This window comes from Shewanella glacialipiscicola, assembly GCF_023283485.1.
GTDB classification, from domain to species: Bacteria; Pseudomonadota; Gammaproteobacteria; order Enterobacterales; family Shewanellaceae; genus Shewanella; species Shewanella glacialipiscicola.
Genome location: NZ_JAKILU010000014.1, coordinates 24,035 through 43,286, shown reverse-complemented (window position 1 = coordinate 43,286; position 19,252 = coordinate 24,035). Strand labels below are relative to the sequence as shown.

21 protein-coding genes are annotated in these 19,252 nt (G+C 44.8%); 10 read left to right on the top strand and 11 right to left on the bottom strand.

Annotated elements, in window-relative coordinates; genetic code table 11:
* Positions 1–14: 14 nt before the first annotated feature.
* From L2717_RS11785 to L2717_RS11770, 4 genes are all read right to left on the bottom strand, one after another.
* Positions 15–1,958, bottom strand: a complete 1,944-nt coding sequence (locus L2717_RS11785) for an ABC transporter transmembrane domain-containing protein (protein ID WP_246611760.1) — start codon at positions 1,956–1,958, stop codon at positions 15–17.
* 155 nt (positions 1,959–2,113) lie between these two features.
* A complete protein-coding gene (hutZ, locus tag L2717_RS11780) occupies positions 2,114–2,671 on the bottom strand; it encodes a heme utilization protein HutZ (protein ID WP_220773554.1) in 558 nt (185 codons plus the stop codon).
* 49 nt (positions 2,672–2,720) lie between these two features.
* The gene (hutX, locus tag L2717_RS11775; protein ID WP_220773562.1) at positions 2,721–3,275 is read right to left on the bottom strand and encodes a heme utilization cystosolic carrier protein HutX; all 555 of its coding nucleotides are present in this window, start codon (positions 3,273–3,275) and stop codon (positions 2,721–2,723) included.
* A 131-nt stretch (positions 3,276–3,406) separates the two neighbouring features.
* Positions 3,407–5,512 (bottom strand): TonB-dependent hemoglobin/transferrin/lactoferrin family receptor, encoded by a 2,106-nt coding sequence (locus L2717_RS11770; protein WP_220773553.1) that lies wholly within the window; start codon positions 5,510–5,512, stop codon positions 3,407–3,409.
* Positions 5,513–5,768: 256 nt separating this feature from the next.
* Between L2717_RS11770 and L2717_RS11765 the strand changes: the two genes are divergently transcribed.
* The 7 genes from L2717_RS11765 to L2717_RS11735 all read left to right on the top strand — a co-directional run bounded on the left by L2717_RS11765 (position 5,769) and on the right by L2717_RS11735 (position 11,366).
* A complete protein-coding gene (locus L2717_RS11765) occupies positions 5,769–6,539 on the top strand; it encodes an energy transducer TonB (RefSeq protein ID WP_220773552.1) in 771 nt (256 codons plus the stop codon).
* A gap of 197 nt (positions 6,540–6,736) precedes the next feature.
* Entirely contained in the window at positions 6,737–7,501 is a 765-nt protein-coding gene (locus L2717_RS11760) for a MotA/TolQ/ExbB proton channel family protein (protein ID WP_220773551.1), read from the top strand.
* Positions 7,498–7,935: an ExbD/TolR family protein gene (locus tag L2717_RS11755; RefSeq protein WP_220773550.1), complete on the top strand. Its 438-nt coding sequence runs from the start codon at positions 7,498–7,500 to the stop codon at positions 7,933–7,935. Before L2717_RS11760 ends, L2717_RS11755 begins: the two co-directional genes overlap by 4 nt.
* Positions 7,936–8,039: 104 nt before the next feature.
* The gene (locus L2717_RS11750; RefSeq protein WP_220773549.1) at positions 8,040–8,999 is read left to right on the top strand and encodes a heme/hemin ABC transporter substrate-binding protein; all 960 of its coding nucleotides are present in this window, start codon (positions 8,040–8,042) and stop codon (positions 8,997–8,999) included.
* A 68-nt stretch (positions 9,000–9,067) separates the two neighbouring features.
* Positions 9,068–10,084, top strand: a complete 1,017-nt coding sequence (locus L2717_RS11745; protein ID WP_220773548.1) for a FecCD family ABC transporter permease — start codon at positions 9,068–9,070, stop codon at positions 10,082–10,084.
* A 10-nt stretch (positions 10,085–10,094) separates the two neighbouring features.
* Positions 10,095–10,922, top strand: a complete 828-nt coding sequence (locus L2717_RS11740; RefSeq protein ID WP_220773547.1) for a heme ABC transporter ATP-binding protein — start codon at positions 10,095–10,097, stop codon at positions 10,920–10,922.
* A 99-nt stretch (positions 10,923–11,021) separates the two neighbouring features.
* Positions 11,022–11,366, top strand: a complete 345-nt coding sequence (locus L2717_RS11735; protein WP_220773546.1) for a DUF2956 domain-containing protein — start codon at positions 11,022–11,024, stop codon at positions 11,364–11,366.
* 349 nt (positions 11,367–11,715) lie between these two features.
* Here the strand turns inward: L2717_RS11735 and L2717_RS11730 are convergent, their stop codons facing one another.
* Positions 11,716–12,051, bottom strand: coding sequence for a winged helix-turn-helix domain-containing protein (locus tag L2717_RS11730; protein ID WP_220773545.1), 336 nt, complete (start codon positions 12,049–12,051; stop codon positions 11,716–11,718).
* Between the two features lie 259 nt (positions 12,052–12,310).
* On the opposite strand from L2717_RS11730, the gene L2717_RS11725 reads away from it, so the two are divergent.
* Entirely contained in the window at positions 12,311–13,168 is an 858-nt protein-coding gene (locus L2717_RS11725; RefSeq protein ID WP_248938058.1) for a substrate-binding periplasmic protein, read from the top strand.
* A 19-nt stretch (positions 13,169–13,187) separates the two neighbouring features.
* Here the strand turns inward: L2717_RS11725 and L2717_RS11720 are convergent, their stop codons facing one another.
* From L2717_RS11720 to L2717_RS11710, 3 genes are all read right to left on the bottom strand, one after another.
* The gene (locus L2717_RS11720) at positions 13,188–13,625 is read right to left on the bottom strand and encodes a universal stress protein (protein WP_220774833.1); all 438 of its coding nucleotides are present in this window, start codon (positions 13,623–13,625) and stop codon (positions 13,188–13,190) included.
* A 186-nt stretch (positions 13,626–13,811) separates the two neighbouring features.
* Positions 13,812–14,243, bottom strand: a complete 432-nt coding sequence (locus tag L2717_RS11715) for a universal stress protein (protein WP_220774834.1) — start codon at positions 14,241–14,243, stop codon at positions 13,812–13,814.
* 75 nt (positions 14,244–14,318) lie between these two features.
* Positions 14,319–14,705, bottom strand: coding sequence for a SpoIIAA family protein (locus tag L2717_RS11710; RefSeq protein WP_220774835.1), 387 nt, complete (start codon positions 14,703–14,705; stop codon positions 14,319–14,321).
* Positions 14,706–14,937: 232 nt separating this feature from the next.
* On the opposite strand from L2717_RS11710, the gene L2717_RS11705 reads away from it, so the two are divergent.
* Positions 14,938–16,356: a coniferyl aldehyde dehydrogenase gene (locus L2717_RS11705; protein WP_220774836.1), complete on the top strand. Its 1,419-nt coding sequence runs from the start codon at positions 14,938–14,940 to the stop codon at positions 16,354–16,356.
* 15 nt (positions 16,357–16,371) lie between these two features.
* Entirely contained in the window at positions 16,372–16,977 is a 606-nt protein-coding gene (locus tag L2717_RS11700) for a TetR/AcrR family transcriptional regulator (RefSeq protein ID WP_220774837.1), read from the top strand.
* Positions 16,978–17,090: 113 nt separating this feature from the next.
* Here the strand turns inward: L2717_RS11700 and L2717_RS11695 are convergent, their stop codons facing one another.
* The 3 genes from L2717_RS11695 to L2717_RS11685 are packed head-to-tail and all read right to left on the bottom strand — an operon-like array spanning position 17,091 to position 18,713.
* Complete coding sequence (locus tag L2717_RS11695) at positions 17,091–17,897, bottom strand: CsgG/HfaB family protein (RefSeq protein ID WP_220774838.1); 807 nt, start codon at positions 17,895–17,897, stop codon at positions 17,091–17,093.
* Positions 17,897–18,292 carry a curli assembly protein CsgF gene (locus L2717_RS11690; protein WP_220774839.1) on the bottom strand — a complete coding sequence of 132 codons (396 nt, stop codon included), beginning with the start codon at positions 18,290–18,292 and terminating at the stop codon, positions 17,897–17,899. The genes L2717_RS11695 and L2717_RS11690 overlap by 1 nt, the downstream gene beginning before the upstream one ends.
* Positions 18,293–18,302: 10 nt before the next feature.
* Positions 18,303–18,713 (bottom strand): curli production assembly/transport protein CsgE, encoded by a 411-nt coding sequence (locus tag L2717_RS11685; protein WP_220774840.1) that lies wholly within the window; start codon positions 18,711–18,713, stop codon positions 18,303–18,305.
* Positions 18,714–19,252: the final 539 nt, after the last annotated feature.

Genomic DNA, 19,252 nt, shown 5'->3' with positions numbered 1-19,252 from the left:
ACTGGGCTTTGCCCTTAGGTAAAACTGGCATTAGCCTCTTCGGTTAACAATTGCAAACTGGCAAACTCACGATATAAATCATTCGATTGCATCAGTTCATGGTGGCGACCACAGGCAATTATTTCCCCTTTATCAAATACAAAAATTCTGTCCGCATTAATGACAGTTGATAGACGATGGGCGATAATCAACGTCGTTTTTCCCACCATTAATACATCTAACGCTTGCTTCACTTTTTGTTCACTCACCGCATCTAAAGCACTGGTCGCTTCATCGAGTAACAATATCTGTCTATCAGCTAAAATCGCCCGTGCAATTGCGATACGTTGCTTTTGTCCGCCAGAAAGCCGCACGCCACGTTCGCCTAAATAGGTTTGATAACCTTCACTAAATTCACTAATAAACTCGTGGGCACGCGCCGCAATACAAGCATCAATCACTTCTTGCTCACTCGCATCGACTCGTCCATAGCGCACATTTTCAAGCACACTGGTAGCAAAAATAACTGAATCCTGCGGCACTAGGGCAAATTGGGTACGTAAATGCTGGGGCGTCAGATCGGCAATATCAATTCCGTCTAATCGAATACGCCCATTAGACGGCACATAAAAACGCTGTAACAGCTGGAATAATGTACTTTTACCTGCACCACTAGGGCCAACTAGCGCGACCCGCTCGCCCGCAGCAATTGTTATATTGAGCTGTTTTAATACTAAGGTATCGTGTTCTGGGTAGGCAAAACTGAGGCCTTCTATCACTAGCTCGCCACGCACATTTATCGGTAACGTCACAGGATTTGCAGCGACAGGAATATCGACTTGCGTTTCAGCCAGCTCAATTAACCGCTCGGCGGCGCCCGATGCTCGCTGAATGTCTCCGATAACCTCACTGATGGTGGCTACTGCACCAGCAACCATAACAGCATAAAACATAAACGCAGACAATTCGCCGCCCGTCATCTTGCCAACCATCACATCTTGCGCTCCCACCCAAGTCACCAGCACTATGGCTGAAATACTTAAAAACATAACTGACGAAATCAACATAGCGCGATATCGGATCCGCCCACTGGCTGCCGTCATGACGTCTTCGATGCGGGAGTTAAATAAGCTGCGGTCTTTATCCTCATGGCCATAGGCTTGTACTGTATGGATCTCGTGCAGCGTCTCATCCACATAAGCACCAAGATCGGCAACTCTATCTTGGCTTTCACGCGCCAGTACGCGCACTTTACTGCCAAAAAATAGCACTGGCCCTAATACTAAAGGCACTGCTAATAACACCAATAATGTCATCTTTACACTGGTAATCCCCATCATGACCAAACCACCGAGCACAGTGACACTAGAGCGCAAAGCCATAGAAAGGCTTGATCCCACCACGGTTTGTAGCAAGGTAGAGTCGGCGGTAAAACGAGAGATCACTTCACCCGTTCGCACCTTGGCATAAAATGCAGGCGATAGTTTAAGTAATTGGTTATAAACAGTAAGGCGGATATCAGCACTGACGCGCTCACCCAGCCAAGTCATTAAATAAAAACGGCAGAACACAGCAGCGCCACTCAGCGCCGTGATCCCCAGCACGAATAATATGATTTCATTAAGCCTTTGCGCGTTATCACGCACAAAGCCTTCATCGACCATCAGCCGCACACCTTGGCCGAGGGATAACCAAGCAAGTGAACCTATTATGAGAAAAATAATCGAGGCGACGACTTTCATTTTGTAAGGCTTGAGAAACCCCGCAATCCAAGGTAGCACTGACCTTTGTCTGTCAAAGGCGTTAGTTTTATCCTTTGCCGTTACATTTAACGTAATGTTATCAGTGACGTTATCTGTAACATTATTTGTAATATTATCTGTAACATTAGCCGCTTGATGAGCGCTTCCCTGTGAGCTGTTCAATGGTTCGGCAACAGATTGAATGGGTTCAGGCGGCTTAGCTGTTGGCTCGCTCATTCTTGATATCCTTAAGGTGGGATTGCAGGTCAAACATTAACATCGGCATGAATAAAAACGCCTGCCGCGGGATATTATACCTAAATAATAAAAGCCAAACCCGCATCAAGTGCGGGTTTGGTTATATATACTCATTAAAGTAGTGATATTGAACGTTAAGCCAACTGTGTGTTTTCAGTCAGCTGGGCTGAACCATGGTGCCCATCACGCTTCCAACCCACGTCTAATAACTCTACACCACTAAGAACAAAAGCTTGGCCGAAACCTTTTACATATAATCCCTGATGGGGCGCGAGTTTGTATAAGTTAAAATCGGTTAATGCGGCAAGATTATCAGACATTTCACCAAACCGCGCTGACAACACGCCAACCCCTTTGCTAAAGGCTGGACTGCCACGGGGAACCACTTCGGCAATCGCATCAAAGGTTAAACGTTTGCGGGCAAAAACTGATTTAGCCACAGTTTCATCTTCAACTAACATGACCGAGACTTTAGCCGAGTGCTTAAGGTTATGCCCATGACGAGCTAAATCACTGACCAATATGTAAAAACCATCATCGGCCAGCGCAAAAGGTGCGTAGCTAGCATTTGGCTGTCCATCAATACCAAGCGTGGCTAGCTGTAAGCTTTTATGTTGTTGTTTAAAAGCTTCTATTTCAGGTAACAGCTTGTCCCTTAAACGCTTTTCTTGTTCGGTTATTTCAGGCTTCATGAGTTATGTTCCTTAAATATAATAAGTTAATTCAGCGGCTTGATTGTTGTTATGTAAAGGCCGTTGCCAGCGCTTTAAATTGGCGAACTTGCTCAGGAAATAACGCCCTTTGTTTATCGCGGCCTAAATACACTTTAAATACCACTTCGCCAGCACTGCCAAAAAAGTTAATCGAGTGGCTTTCACTGCCTCGAAATGGTCGACTGATTAATGCAATGGCACGCATGGTATCGACATTAAGGTGCCCGTGTAAGCCGTCGCCCTTGCTGTAAAGGTTATAATAACCGTGGGCATATTTACCCAGAGGGAAGTCACCTTTAAATTCAAACACACTGCCTGAAAGCATCACAATCGTAGTTAACTTGCCCCACAGGGGTAAGGCTTGTAATAATTCATCTAACTGAGCCAGAGGCACAAATACCACTTGCTCCGGCGGCAATGCAGCAACCACATCAAGCTCGGCAATACCGAGTTCACTGGCGAGTTGCGCCGGCATTAAATCGGCTTGTTGCTCAAATCGTTGACGTAATTGCGCCTGTTGCTCAATTTGCTGAGCGGTTAAGTCTGACGCAACATCAAGCTCGGTATCGAGTGTCATCTTCATTAATGTTCTCCAAATAGAGTGGCTACTAAGTGGTCGCAGATAAAATACTTGCTCACCGATATAAATGTATTGGCCGCGTTGATGGGTTTTAACGCCATCAACACGAAGATCAAGCTTCTTCAATGCGCGACTTAGAACATATAGCGTGCCGATAACTTCATGTTACGGCCCGGTTGTTGTAATGTTTGCCACGCTTGTAAGTACTGTTCATCACCGATGTTTTCAATGGCAAAATCGACTCTAACGCCAGCCATAGCACCCATCGTAGGCTCCCATGCAACATACACATCCCAGAGAGTATAGTCTTCGTATTTCGCCACTTTAAAGCCATCAGGCGTATTTGATTGCGTCGCCACATAAGTGACCCGCGTGCCGAGTTTCATGTCGCCATCCATAATGCCTTGGGATAAATCGACATTAAATTTATTGGCGGGTATCCCCTCAATATCATCACCGCTTTTGCGATCTTCACCGTGAGTTTGACCATAATTCATCGCCAAATGAGTCTGACCGATACGGTAACGGCTGCTAATTTCAAAACCAGTTAAGCGCGCATCTTCAACGTTATTCCACGAGGTCGTTTGCTCGAATCCTGGAATACCGCGCCATGGGTTAGATACCTGCTGCACGATAAAATCATCCACATCGTTACGGAAGATATTAAAGGTCAACGCCAGCTCATCATCACCCGCTAACTCACTGAAACGTAAGTCTGCTTTGATTTCTTTATTACGCGCGGTTTCAGACTTTAAATCAGGATTGGTCGCAAACGTATTACACAAACCTTGGGGTAAAAATCCAGGAATAGGCGGAATGCAATAGTGGGTACCACTTGAAAACATCTCTTCTACCGTTGGCGCGCGAAAGGCTTGATCGTAACGAGCACTTAAGGTTAACCAAGATTGTGTTTGCCAAATTAAACCCAGCGAAGGTGATAACTCATTGTCATCGGATGATAAATTAAGGTTATTACTGTCATTTTTATAGCGATCATAACGCAGACCTGCATCGAGATTTAATGTCTTTGTCAGCTCAATATCTGCGCGCGTAAAAGCACCCAACACTGTGGTTTCACCATCAATATCCCCCGGACGTTGGCCCACTTGTCCAGAATCATCACGCTGCGTTTCTATGGTATCGCGATAGCCGTCAACACCGTAGGTCAGTAAAGTGCTGCCCAAACGCGAACTGTTATTGAGATTAATGCCCACAGTGCGATACTCAGTGCTGTCTTGCTGGCCTTTAGTAATGCGGTCTTCATCGTAGTCAGTACTGTTCCAATACACTTGCATCTTAGTATCCAGATACGGATTATTAGCAGGGTTAAAACTGTAGTTTACGGTGATATTTTGATCGTCTGTCTTGCGGCGTACCAAAGGCACTGAGCTACTCACCGCCGCAGCAGGATTACTTGGCACTAATTCGTTGGTTTTATTCACTCTTGCTGATAATTCTAACCGTGACGCTTCATCGGCCTGCCAACCTAATTTGGCTAAACCACTACTGCCGTTAGATGCACTGTTGTTTAGGGTTTCGTCATTGCCAGTTTTTATATTATTTGAGTCGGTGTAAGAGCCGTTCAATACCCAATCGATGCTGTCTTGTTGACCATAAATAGCACCACTGGTTTTAGTGCGCGAGCCATTGGTTTCATAACCTTGTTTGAAATACCCACCAAAAGTCTCATTGGCCGCTAAAAAATCCTGTGCCGATTTAGTGTTCTGCGCGACAACGCCACCCAAAGCTCCGCTGCCCCATAAGCTACTCGCGGGACCACGTAATACTTCTATAGATTTCAATAACTCTGGATCCATAAAATAAGATCCTCGGTGGCCAGAGCTAGTGTTTTGCCTTGCACCGTCTATCGTTTGTAATACTCGATCGCCACTTAAACCACGGATCTCAACCCCTTGTGATGATGCTCTTGGGCCATTAGTCAGCGTGATGTTCGCTTCGTTTTTAAGGGCATCGGCAACGGACGATGCTTGAGCAACGGCGAGTTGTTCTTCACCCACCACAGCAACACTGCGACTGGTTTCGGACGCTTTTTCGCTGACTCTTGTTGCGCTCACTAATACTTCATCAAATTCGGTTGTGATTAGCTTTTTTTGCACATCCTGTTGAATAATAGGCGCTTTGCTTTCTTCAGCCGCAACAGTAAAACTGAGCGCCGTTAAACCAAGGGCCGTACCATTGAGTGCTATCGCCATAGCGATCACTAACGGCTTTTTCTTCATCTCTTCATCCTCAAGTGATAATCAGCGGTTACTGCGTAATTTAATGCTGAGTTTATAGATTGTTATCAAACAAACTCATGGCCAATTAAGTGGGTAAATTAGCAGCTTAGCTGTTTTTTTAAGCGCTCAGTCGAGCTATTGCAGGCACTCTACCTGAGATAATAAAATAGATCAAATGCTAATCATTATCATTTGCGATCTTGTTTATATTGCAGTATCTTAATTAGCGAAATGTTTTTATGGATAAGAGATTGCTGTGACACCGAAACGATATTTGGCTTTTGGCGCCTTGACGATTGCGATACAAACCGGGGTTATCGCCTCACAGCCTTCGGCCGCGATGCTACAAAACTCGCCGCTATTAAGTGCGGCAAAGTCATCTGTCGACACGAATCAAAATCGTGTCACGTTGAGCTTTATCGCGCCGAATAAAAGTGTCAGCGCCGCAGCAAACACGAGTGCCACGCCTATACAGCAATCCAAATCCAGTACGAAAAATATTAACAACGCGGCTAAAACACGGTTAAGGTCAAAACCAATAGATAAGTCGATAGTTGCTGCGGCGGATAACGCTACAGTGGCGAAAAAAATTGAGCAGAACCTAGCAACACCTTCAACCTCAATATTAAATAAAGCTTTGGCGATACAAGATGTTGCTGCCGATTTAGTGGATAAAAATATCAATATAGAGCCAACAGAATCAACCACCAGTACGGCCAAACCTGATACCTCGAGTGCTAAAACCAACATAGTGGAATTAACAAAGCCACTTTTTGCTACGCAACCACCTAAGCCTGAATACCCACGGATAGCGCGTAGAAAAGGGCTAGAAGGTACGGTAACAATTGAAGTGATGTTTAATGCATTAGGGGAACAACTGGCGCTAACACTGGTTAAAAGTTCTGGATTTAGTTTGTTAGATCAAGCGGCACTACAAGCGGTTGAGACTTGGCAGTTTGAGGCCCCTGCGCCAAAGTTAGCGAATCATTATAAGGTCACAGTGCCTATACGTTTTGCACTCAATTAATAACCTCAACTACCGAGCATCTCATTGAACGATTGCACTAAATTGAATAGTTGCCCTAAAAAATAAAATGTAAGCAATCTCAATCCCCAACATATACGCGTTCATTGCTTAATGTTGACCCAATAACTTATGTATTGGTTGATGCCTAGATACTAAAACACCTAGATATTGAAATTAACACAGCTTGGAGAGGCTTAATGCCCATAACTGATTTTTCGACTTTACATTTTTCGGCTTTACATAGTCAGCTCGGCGTACTGACATGGCCGCTATTGTTATGTGCTTTTCTGGCTTTTATGATCTGCCTTGAGCGTGGTGCTTTATTTTTGCATCAAACGCTATTGTCACTATGGCCCAAAAAACAAGCTTGGGTAAAAACGCTACGCCAATCATCGTCAATAGCCACCACTGACAACATCAACACACTGTTAATACAGACGAGCACACAGCAAGATTTACTCTCACGCGGTGCAACTTTACTGCTCAAACAAGCCCACCAGCCTAAAATCTTACGGGAAGAATTAGTCAGTCTGTGGCTGAATAAACAGCAACGAGACTTACAGGCTGGGCTCAAAGTATTACAAGTCATTGGCATCATTAGCCCGTTACTTGGCTTACTCGGCACCGTTTTAGGTTTGATTGAAATGTTTAATCAGCTCGGTCAATCGCAAGGTCCGGTCACTCCGGCACAATTAAGTGCGGGGCTCGGCCTCGCAATGAATACCACTGCTGCGGGGCTTATTATCGCGGTTCCCGCCATTACGGCAGCGCATCTTTTTGGGATCTGGGCTCAAAATCAATGTCAACGCACCAGCCATGTACTCAATCAAATTAACCTTTGGTTAGCCGGCATTAAAGACGACTCTCACGATGCGCATGACTATCAAGCGTTTGAGCACGTCAGCCAGTCGAGTGCAGAGCCTAAACAGCCACTTAATAGCCACTTTGAGACACTGAGATGATAAGCACTGATAAATCTTCGCTGTCGCATAATGGCATATCTTCACCAGAACAACTGCCAAGCGTTGATTTGACCGCATTAATCGACATTATTTTTATTGTATTAGTCTTTTTGCTGCTCACCGCAAACAGCCAATTATTGAGCTTACCCGTCGCGGTGCCGCAAAGCCCAAGTTCAGCCATTACAGCGGTAAAAAACCAACCTTCTATCACCATTAATATTATGGCAACGGCCCCCTATTGGGCTATCGACGGCGAGCAATTTATGGACTTAGCCCGTTTTACCACTGTATTGATACAGCGTTTTCAAGCGATGCCAGAGGCAACAGTCGTTATCGCTGCCGATAAAGCCGCGCCCGTTGAGCCACTAATGCAACTGCTCGCGTTATTACAAACACAATCCATCAGTCAGACACAAATATTGATGGAACACTAAATATTTACACGACGTTAAGTTAATAGAACGTATTTACCATCTGTCTCTATACCCAAAGTCTGAGCCTAATACTGTGGCGACCCAGATTTCATAGGAGTTAAACCATGTTGTTTCAAGCCACTCAAATGCAGGTAAAAATAGGCTCTCGCATGTTAAGCTGTTTACATCACTATATAAGTAAGCCGCTGAATAACCTACTGTTTTTCACCGCGACTATCACTGCTTTAGTATCACCTAATGCCTCCAGCGCTGAGCAAGAAATACGCCTAGTCAGTGCGGGGGCGGGAGTCACTGAGTTGGTACTCGCCCTTGATGCGGGCAATAAACTGGTTGCCATCGACTCTACCAGCCATATCCCTGAAAATTTGAGCCATATTGCTAAACTTGGCTATCACAGAATGCTCTCCGCCGAAGGCATTATTGCCCTGTCGCCAACCGTCGTAGTGGGTTCTGATGTGATGGGGCCAGAAACCACGCTTAAGGTGCTAAAACAAGCCAATATTCAAGTAGTGCAATTACCGACTACCACCGATGAGCCACAGCTAATGAACAATGTGGATACCTTAGGTCAGTTACTCAATCGCCAAGATAACGCAACTAAGCTTAAACAAGATTTACATCAACAACTGCAGCACTTAGCGGATAAAAAACAGCAAATACGGGATGGCGGTGCTCAACCAAAAATCCTCTTTATGTTATTGCAAGAAGGTCGCGGCGCACGGGTTGGCGGCAAAGGCACTGCCGCAGATACCATTATTGAGCTATCAGGCGCACAGAATGTCGCCGCTTTTGAAGGCTATAAAAGCATGTCCCAGGAAGGGATATTATCCTTACAACCCGATCTTATTTTGCTGTCAAAACGTAGCGAACAAGCCTCCGAGCAAACTCACAGTCAAATAGCCCAAGAATTAATAAAAGAAATGCCATTACTCGCCCATACACCCGCCGGTATAAATAAACACATTCAAACCCTTCCCCCACAAGCCTTATTAGGCGGTTTAGGGTTAAGCGCAATTAGCGCCGCAGATACGCTTGCGAGCACTTTACTGACTCTGAATCAGTAAGTTTGCATCAGTAAGTTGCGCCAACACTAACGGAAAATGGATCAACTGATAAATATAGGAATTTAACCATGTTACTTAGCCGCTGGCTGTGGCCCAGTTTACTCACATTGCTAGCCTTGAGTTGTTTACTCTCGGTGAGCACGGGGCCCGTCAGTATTAGTTTAATCGACTCCCTAAGCGCGGTGATGAACTGGGCTACCCAACAAAATATGGGCAATATTGCGCCACACGAGCAATTGGTAATCAACACGGTGCGCTTACCTCGCACATTATTAGCCTTGGCGGTCGGCGCCATACTGGCCCAGTGCGGCGCAGTGATGCAGGGATTATTTCGTAATCCCTTAGCCGATCCTGGCATTATTGGCGTGTCGTCTGGTGCAGCACTTGGGGCGGCGATTTGTATTGTATTATTACCCAATGCTAATGCGTTATTAATCCCCCTTGCAGCATTTGCATCAGGACTTATCACCACATTGGTGGTTTATCGCCTTGCCAGCAGCCCAACAGGAACATCCGTCGTATTACTGTTGCTCTCAGGTGTTGCCATCGCTGCACTCGCGGGTGCAGGTATTGGCGTGCTGACTTACCTCGCCAACGACATGGCACTACGTGACTTAACCCTATGGCAAATGGGCTCTATTGCGGGCGCGCAGTGGATTTATGTCAGCTTAAGCCTGGCAACGCTAATCTTGATCAGTTGGCGTTTTCGCCAAGATGCGGCGGCGCTTAATGCCTTACTGCTCGGCGAGGCTGAAGCACGCCATTTAGGGATTGATGTAGATAGGCTAAAACTCAGGCTGATTTTACTCTGTGCTTTAGGCGTGGGTGTCAGCGTTGCCGCGACTGGAATTATTGGTTTTATTGGTTTAGTGGTACCGCATTTAGTCCGCATGATGTTAGGGCCAGATCATAAACAACTATTACCCATCAGTGCATTATTGGGCGCAGCGTTATTAGCCTTGGCCGACATCGGCGCCCGCGCACTATTACCGCCCGCCGAATTGCCCGTCGGACTGGTCACAGCGCTCATTGGCGCGCCATTTTTCATCTTTTTATTGCTGCAACAGCGCAGCAAATTAACCTAAGCGAATATCTATGGCCGCCACCTCTGATTCAAATGTAACTGCTCATTCAGCGAAGCCACACATTGGGCACACCCAATTGAGCATTTGCCAACTTAATGTAGCCATTGGGCAAAAAACGGTGCTCCGTGATATCAATGTGCAATTTAAGTCGGGCGCGGTCACCGCCCTTCTTGGCCCCAACGGTGCGGGTAAATCCACTCTGCTTAAAGTGCTATGCCAAGAAATCAGCACGCCAAGGCAACACATACGCTTAGGTCATCGCCAATTGACTGACTGGCCGAGGGCTGAACTCGCAAAGTCCTTAGCGGTATTACCACAACACGCCAGCTTGACGTTTCCCTTCACGGTAAGTGAAGTTGTCGCCATGGGTTTGTATCCCTTAACCATCAGTAAAAAATCAGGCGAGATTTTAGTGGCTAATCAGCTAGCTGCGGTGGGATTAACCTCACTGAAAAATCGTAGTTATCCAACGCTATCTGGGGGTGAAAAACAGCGCGTACAACTCGCTCGCGTACTAACTCAACTGAGCCAATCACCGTTTGCGCCCATACTGTTATTAGATGAGCCAACATCAGCCCTAGATCTTGCACAGCAACATAAAGTGCTCGAACTGGCCCGCGGTTTAGCCCACCAACAGGGGTATACCGTCATTGTCGTACTGCATGATCTGAATCAAGCCGCCCGTTATAGCGACCAATTAATTGTGTTAAAACAAGGTCGAATTGTGACTGAAGGCATTCCTGCTCAGGCATTGTCAGTTGATACCATCCGCCAAGTCTGGGACTACGAACCGATATACGTACCTGCTCCGCAGGGCGGCCATCCATTGATTTTTTAACACACTGAAAGCACTAGCCTGACGTTTTTGAGTCTGAATATAGGTATAATCAATAACATATACTTTTAGTACAGCCGCTTTAACTGAGGCAGAACCCAAATGAAACCCACTATCTCGACAGAAACGCAGCAAAATGCACTCGCAGCGGCAAAAGCCATCCAAAAGCCGGGGCAAAACAAAGAGCAAACTAAGCTCATCGCCCAAGGTATTGAAAAAGGTATCGCTGAATACAAAAAGCTCCAGAAAGCCAAAGCCCGTGAACGAGATAAAGCCCGCAAACAGCAATTAAAAGCTAAATTTCAAACAACAAATAATATCAATGATACTGACGAATTTGACGATAACAGTGAACCCAAAAACCAGTTCACCACCGCCACTTGGATAGCCATAGCCATGCTAGTATTAAGTTGGCTAGGTTTCGGCGCCTATATTATGACCGCTTGATAAAGCCAGTGGAGCAGGAATTGAGATAATACCAATCGTATTAAATATCTGTTAATTCAGCGGGAGTTCAACGCGCTTTAGACAAGGCGAAGGATTGAAGACATAGTGGTGCTCTGTCGAAAGCCTTAAACGCAGTATAAAGCGCGTTGAAACCCGCCCTTTGGGAGCCTCACAGGCATCCCACTCCCGTGTTGCATTGACTTAAAAGGGAATAACCATTTCTGCGTCAATGCGCCTTGGATTGAAATACCTGTGAGGATCTGAACTGATTAGATATTTAATGTGACTGGTATAACAACTAAACGGCTATGCAATTGATACTAAAGCGGTATCGACAACACTGGCGAGCTCACACACTCGCCGCGTTATTATCAGCCACACCAATCTGCTGTTCTATTTCAGTGATATGCGTATCAACCCAAGCACTACTGATAGGCCCCCAGGTGACGATACGATAATAACCTGAGTTGTTACGGCTCCCTTCCTGCACAAACTCAGCTTGAATACCAATGTCTTCAAAGGCGGCGATAGCATCTTGTAAGGTGCGACGTGGCATACCAGTTAACTTATTGAGTGATAATATGTTATGGCGCTCATCATCCATTAAATGTGCTAAATACAGCTTTCGAAGGAACGCCTTATGTTGCTTTGAAACGGCTTGCTGCGTTGGTATGGCAAATGACATAAAATAACCTGACGAATGACAAATAGAATTAGTATTAAAATTACTTGATATTCAGTTAATAAGGCAAGAGAAAGCACTAAATAACCTTCACACTAGAAACCACAACACTACAATGTCTTGAAATTTCTCGCCTAACATGATTATGTCTAATCGGGGACATTAAATCCATGCGTCCGCAGACACACTACACTTACTATCGTGACTCATGACTTTGGCTCTCTTATCATGGCAACTCAGTAGCAAGAGGTATTAATCATTTATGCTCTATATTGCACATAAACCCAGTAAAGCAACCACTTGGTATCACCACTATAAATGGACGGGGTTAGTTGCACTGTGCTGTGTTCAACCGTGCCAAGCAATAGAGCTTCAAATTGGCGTCAGTGAATCCATTCCACCCTATGTCATCCAAGAAACAAACAGTGGGCTAGAGCTCGAATTACTCTTCAATGCATTGGCGGTTAAAGGGCATACCGCCTCAATTCATTACCTACCATTTGCACGCACTTTTCATGAATTTAAAGCAGCTAAACTCGATGGTGTGATTAATATTAAAGAAGGTATGGTTAAAAATGTCTTTTATTCGAATGTGGCAATAACGTACCAAAACTGTGCGATCAGCCTCATATCAAACCAATATAATATCAATAGTATCGCTGATTTAAATCACAAAAATGTCGTCACTTTCCAGCGCGCATCAAGCTTACTCGGGGATGAATTTGCCCAAATGACGAAGGTCAATAAGGGTTATCAAGAGCAAGCTCAGCAAATACAGCAGGTGTATATGTTAATGAAGCACAGGGCCGATGTGATAGTGATGGATAAGAATATTTTTGAATATTATTTAAAGCAGGCTTTTATTGAAGGCAAACTGACTCAACAAGACTTAACACAGCAGACTATTTGTCATCCCATATTTGCCCCCACACAATACCGTTTTGCGTTTCTGAGTGCACAAATTCGTGATGATTTTAATACTGGGCTCAAACAAATTACTGACAATGGCACTTTATGGGCACTAAAAGAAAAATATCGACGTCTCATCTCTTTTGATAATCATACTGAGACGTCACCTGATTTTATTGTCCCCAAGATGATCGAGCACGATCCCCTTTAGGTTTACTATTGGTGTCGAACTATTTAACCACTAACACAGGACATTTAGCATATTTTACAATATCCTGCGTGACATGAGGCTTTAAAAAATCAGCTAAGCCGCTACTGCCATGACTGGCGATCACCAGCATACCTACATCAGCAGCCTCAGCTAAAATTTCATCAATGGCATCACCATTACGCACCACTAGCTTGATATTAAGTCCCTCAGTGAGATCCTGTTGCATTTCCTGCTGCAAACTTTGCATCTTTGCATCCACAAATGCTTTAAGTTCATTTTCTAATGTCGCGGGAATATCAACGGCAATGCCATAACAATGGGCGCCGCGGGCAGGGCTTGTCACATGCAACAAGCGGATATCGACATGGTAAAGATTAGCCATTTCAACAGCATACTTTAGCGCATGCGCCGCGGTAGATGAAAAATCAGTAGGACATAACACTTCTTGAGTACGCATAAGCTTATCCGTTATTTGAGTTTTAATGAGCTGACTTTCGAGCTTAACGATTTATTAACCTAAAAATACCATTTATTTATAGCAATTAGCTATGTATCTTGCGTTGTCATTTTAATTAATTATTCTTTACCAATCAAAAAGAAAGGACGCATTGAGCGTCCTTTGGCATTATTGAGCCCAGCTAACTTACTTCACTACAAGTACAGGACAAGCTGCGCCATTAGCCACAGCTTCGGCGACATTAGTGTGCAAAAAGTGTGAAATCCCCGTGCGTCCATGGCTCGCAATCACCACCATACCGGTATCTTTACTGTTAGCTTCATCTAAAATCTCATCAACGGGATCGCCACGGCGGATCAAGGTCGTGACGGGAAGCTCAGTATTTAACCCTTCTAACAACGCCTGCATTTTAGTTGCCGCCGCGTCCTCCATGCTCTTAGCAAGCTCTTCAGGAGTAATAGATAAAATCATGAAGTTCTCATCACCGATCGGTTGTTCTACTACATGTAAAATTTTTAAGCCTACATGGTATAGATTTGCCATTTCAATAGCATAGCTCAGTGCATGGGCCGCAGTTTCCGAAAAATCTGTGGGCCAAAGTATTTGACCTGTACGCATAATCTGTACTCCTTTAAGTGCTAATCGATGACTGAGCAGTGTTAGCTGAACTGTCCTGACAGAACCCAATTAATGCTATTCGTTTTTTAGCCAAGCAATAGCGTCGCCATTATCGACAAAAAATCTTACTTCAGCAGGCGTAAACCAATTCGCCAATTTTGCTAACACTTCCTGCAAGGTAGTTTTACCGACGATAGCAATCTTTTCAAAATGTCGAATATGTTTAACCCCAAGCTTAATATCATCCCAAGCGGCTTTTAGCTCCATACCTTCTAGCTCAGTAACATCCACTAAGGCAAAAATATCGGGATCTTTGACTCCTTCAAGTGCTGATTCCAATACAGGAACCATCATCTCGTAGTCCTGATGCGTTAAAGTACCGATAGCTTTAACCGCAACAAAAAAGTCATCGTCACCGTGACGTTCAATACCAATCGAAATTCCGTGTTTTAACATTGCCATACATCCTCCTTATGTAAAATTGATTATCAATCGCTTAACAAATACACATTTCAGTTTAAAAGTTAACCCTAACATATGTCGTGATCATGCTCAAAAAGACACCAGATTACTTGTATAGTCAGACTAAGCACGCTAGAGTAAACCGACTAATCAGTCGGTATTGATTAGCGTATTAAATCAATTACACAATACGCGTTGTTAACATCAAACACTTACAACCATGGCGATAAATATGACCACTGCACAAGCAAAAATATCCCACTTAAGTGAATTATTTCAACGACAACGCAGCAGTTATTTGGCAGCGCCTAACCCAGATCACGATATACGTCGTGAGCGATTGAACCAACTTAAAGCCGCAGTATTGCGCTTTAAAACACCTTTAGTTGAAGCCCTAAGCCAAGACTATGGTCATCGTTCGATTGATGACAGCCTGATTTCAGACATTATGCCGGTCATCAACAACATCAATTACAGCCTAAAAAATCTGAACAAGTGGCTCAAACCTAGTGCTCGCCATGCGGGTATTTTGCTCGCGCCCGCTAAAGTCACAGTGCATTATCAGCCCCTTGGAGTTATTGGCATTATCGTACCGTGGAACTTCCCCGTGATGCTGTCCATTGGCCCGCTAGTGACTGCCATTGCCGCGGGTAATCATGCCATGCTCAAATTGTCTGAGTTCACTCCTGCAACCAATCAAGTGATAAAACAACTTTTAGCAGAAGTCTTCGATGAATCCCATGTTGCTGTTATCGAGGGTGAAGCGGATGTGGCCGCGGAGTTTTCAGCCCTGCCCTTCGATCATTTACTCTTTACCGGCTCCACTACTGTGGGTCGCCATGTGATGCGCGCCGCAGCCAATAATCTGACTCCAGTGACACTCGAGCTTGGCGGTAAGTCCCCAGTGATTATCGCCCCCGATATACCGCTTGAGATAGCAGTAGAACGCATGATTTATGGCAAGTGTCTCAATGCAGGGCAAATCTGCGTTGCCCCCGATTATGTACTGTGCCCTAAAGCCAAAGTCGATGACTTTATCGCCGCCTATCGAGCTAAATTTAAGACCATGTACGGCGCCATAACCCACAATAAAGACTACGGCAGTATCATTAATACCCGTCAGTTTGACCGTATTCTCACAGTGTTAAACGATGCAAAGGCCAAAGGCGCCCGTGTTATTTCGGCGACTGATGAAGCCATTGATAGCCAAAACCGTAAACTCGCGACTCAGTTAATCACTAATACCAATGAAGGTATGCTATTGATGCAAGAGGAGATTTTTGGTCCATTATTGCCGATAATTGGCTATGACACCCTAGATGAAGCGATTCAATATATCAATCACAGAGCAAGGCCTTTAGCGCTTTATATCATGAGTTTTGATGAGCCCAGCCAGCAAAAAATCCTCCAGCAAACCCATTCTGGTGGCGTCTGTATCAATGAGACCGTATTCCATGTAGCCGCCGACGACGCGCCCTTTGGCGGTATTGGTCCCTCGGGTATGGGGCATTACCATGGTAAAGAAGGCTTTTTAACCTTCAGTCATGCTAAAACGGTACTCAGCCGAGGTCGTTTTAATACGGGTAAGTTTGTACACCCGCCCTACGGTACGTTTATCCAACGTATGCTAATGAAGCTGTTCTTGCGCTAGTGACGGGGATTAATCGTGAATACACCGTTAATAGAACAACCCATAAAAACTAAGACAGACAAACGCCAAGCGATTCTCGATACCGCTTTGGCGTTGTTTGTCAGCCAAGGATTTCATGGCACTTCAACCGCATCGATAGCTAAGCAAGCCGGTGTAGCCACGGGCACCTTATTCCATCACTTCCCTTCTAAAGAAGCCCTGATGGAATGTTTGTTTCTGACTATAAAACAAGAGTTTGCTAATGCTTTACTGTTAAACGCGCATCAAGGCAGCAAGCTTAAACACAATGTCAAACAACTCTGGCAAAGTGCGCTAGATTGGTCACTAGAAAACCCAATTAAGCAATTGTTTTTCCAGCAATACTCAATGTCGCCTATGATTGCAAAAAATGTGCGGGATCAAGCCATGAACAGTATTTTAGGTTTTATTAGCGAACTGATTAAACAGGGGCAAATGATGGGATTAATCGCCCACTACCCTGTGGAGCTAATGCTAGAAAACTGCCATGGTCAGTATTTAGCTGCCACACGTTTTTTTATTGATAACCCGCATTTAGGCCACAATAGCCAATACCGCAATGCCAGTTTTGAACTGTTTTGGAAGGCCATGCAAGCGGATTAACAGATGGATACTTACGGCTTAGATTGATATAACAAAAAACCGAGCCAGATTAAATGGCTCGGTTTTTATTGATGCTTAAAGATTACACCACTCAACTTTGGCTTAGCTAAAACCTAACTCTGACTCAGCTCCTGTGCTTTTTCAGCAGGTTGTGCCACTTGCGTTGGATTCCAATAACCCTGCTTAATTCCCTTATCAATCAGCTCAGCAACAGCAAGTTCAATTGCCTGTAGCACGCAAAATTGTACTGGCTCGTTAGTGGTAAAACCGATCTCTGCCTCAGCGAGTCGATTTAAACTGGTGTAACGGAATAAACCTGCGCGCATTTCTTGGGATAAAACCCGTTTGCTGGTCGAAACTGACATCATTACTTTGCCGGTATGCACATCAACAGCGCGCAAATAAATGGTCACCAGATCTTCGCGATACATTTCCGATGCACCAATACCATAGTATTCGACGCCGCTACCGCCAGTGCTGGTGTTGGTTTCATAGCTGATTACGCCCCCTTCGAGCAGTAATCTGGCGGTGGATAATACCGGTACTTCATCCCCCTTAGTGCCGCTTTTTTTGCTGCTAATTTTGCGCTCGGTAAGCAAATTTTGCAGCCCTTCACGCTCAACGGGAGTAAACCATTTCGAGTCAAGCAAGGTTTGCATCAACATCGACGTCGCGCCCTGAGTCACAGCGGTCGAAAACGAGCTCACGTTAGCCTGTGGCTTATATTGTCCCGTTTGATCGCGAAAAGAATACACGGCCACAGGAATAGGAAACTTAGGCCCCGGCTGAGCTTGCAGCCCACGCATCACTTCACTTATGGGATTCACTTCAGCAGTGGTGATATTAAGATCCGGTTTTGAGATTAAACTGCACGCCGAAATACTGATTAACATCAGGCTGATTAACACTAAACGGACCATTAGCTTATCCCCCCAAACGTCGGCATTTCTATCACAGTGATTTCACCTGTTGCAGTATTTGTAATCGTTAACATCACCCCATTGCCGGTCGCAGCCACTTCGATACGAAAATCACCGGTATCATAAACACCGTCGGTGATTTCCCCATCGGCGACGCCTCGGGTGATCGAGTTGATAATGTTACGCTCTAAGGATTCTTTAAAGCGGGTGACAAAGTCCTTCTCGTTCGAAACCGATTTATTATCATTTTGCGCTTGGGCTTTATTTAATAAAAAGGCCCCATTTTGCGGATTACCACCAAAGCTGGGATTCACTGGGGTGTATATCAATTCAGTGGCTTGACCACTGCCTGCTACACATAGCGTAACAAGGGCAAGTAACGTCCTGTAAGTCATTCTTATTATCCTAAAAATCATCCGATGTTTCTGAAAATTCACCTGTTAGGGCATTGGCTCTCACTTGCGCTAAATAATCAATGGTGAGCAAAATGGCCTGCTCTGCACTCTCTTTTATCGGATTTGCACGACGACCAAAATGGGTGGTGTAAATCCTCGTCCCGTTTACCTCTAAAGTTAAGACGGTCCCAGCCTGTGGGAATACCGTCTCATACAGGGTGACGTTAAAGCCCTGAGTAAAGGGCAGTTCACGCCAATAGCTTGAATAATAAAAGCCAAAATCTTTACCAAACCGAGTCAAGGTTCTATCTATCACTAAACCACTAATTTCAATGTCGTTATCGGCAAGCGTGATAGGAGAGGCCAGCAGCAGGAATGGACATAAAACACAGATCAGCAGATGCTGTTTTAACGGTTTCACTTATCCCTCCTTTACCTTTAATAAGCGTGCTTTAAAAATCATTGCCACCTCCGTTAACACAACCATAAGTGATGGCACTGATTTTTGATAAAGCAGGTTAACAGGGTTAAAGATCTCCCGTCATTACGTGTAAGGCCAAATTAGCCCGAAGAGCTAAGGTGAAAAGGCAAAAATAACCCATTTGGGTAATGCGTTATTTAGGGCATGTTGACGTTTCGAGATTAAATTTTGTTCGCTCTGGCAAGCTCGTGATCACGAAACGAGGAGTGACGTGTAGTTATTTTACTCAAATGACGAGTGACAAAGAGCAAGAGCTTGCCAGACGAACCCTTAGGGCAGCGTTTGGCTGGCGTTTCTGCTGCGTTATCGCCCGTTTATGTAGAATAATACCAATCACATTAAATATCTAATCAGTTCAGAGCCTCACAGGTATTTCAATCCGAGGCGTATTGGCGTAGAAATGGTTATTCCCTTTTAAGTCAATGCAACACGGGAGTGGGATACCTGTGAGGCTCCCAAAGGGCGGGTTTCAAAGCGCT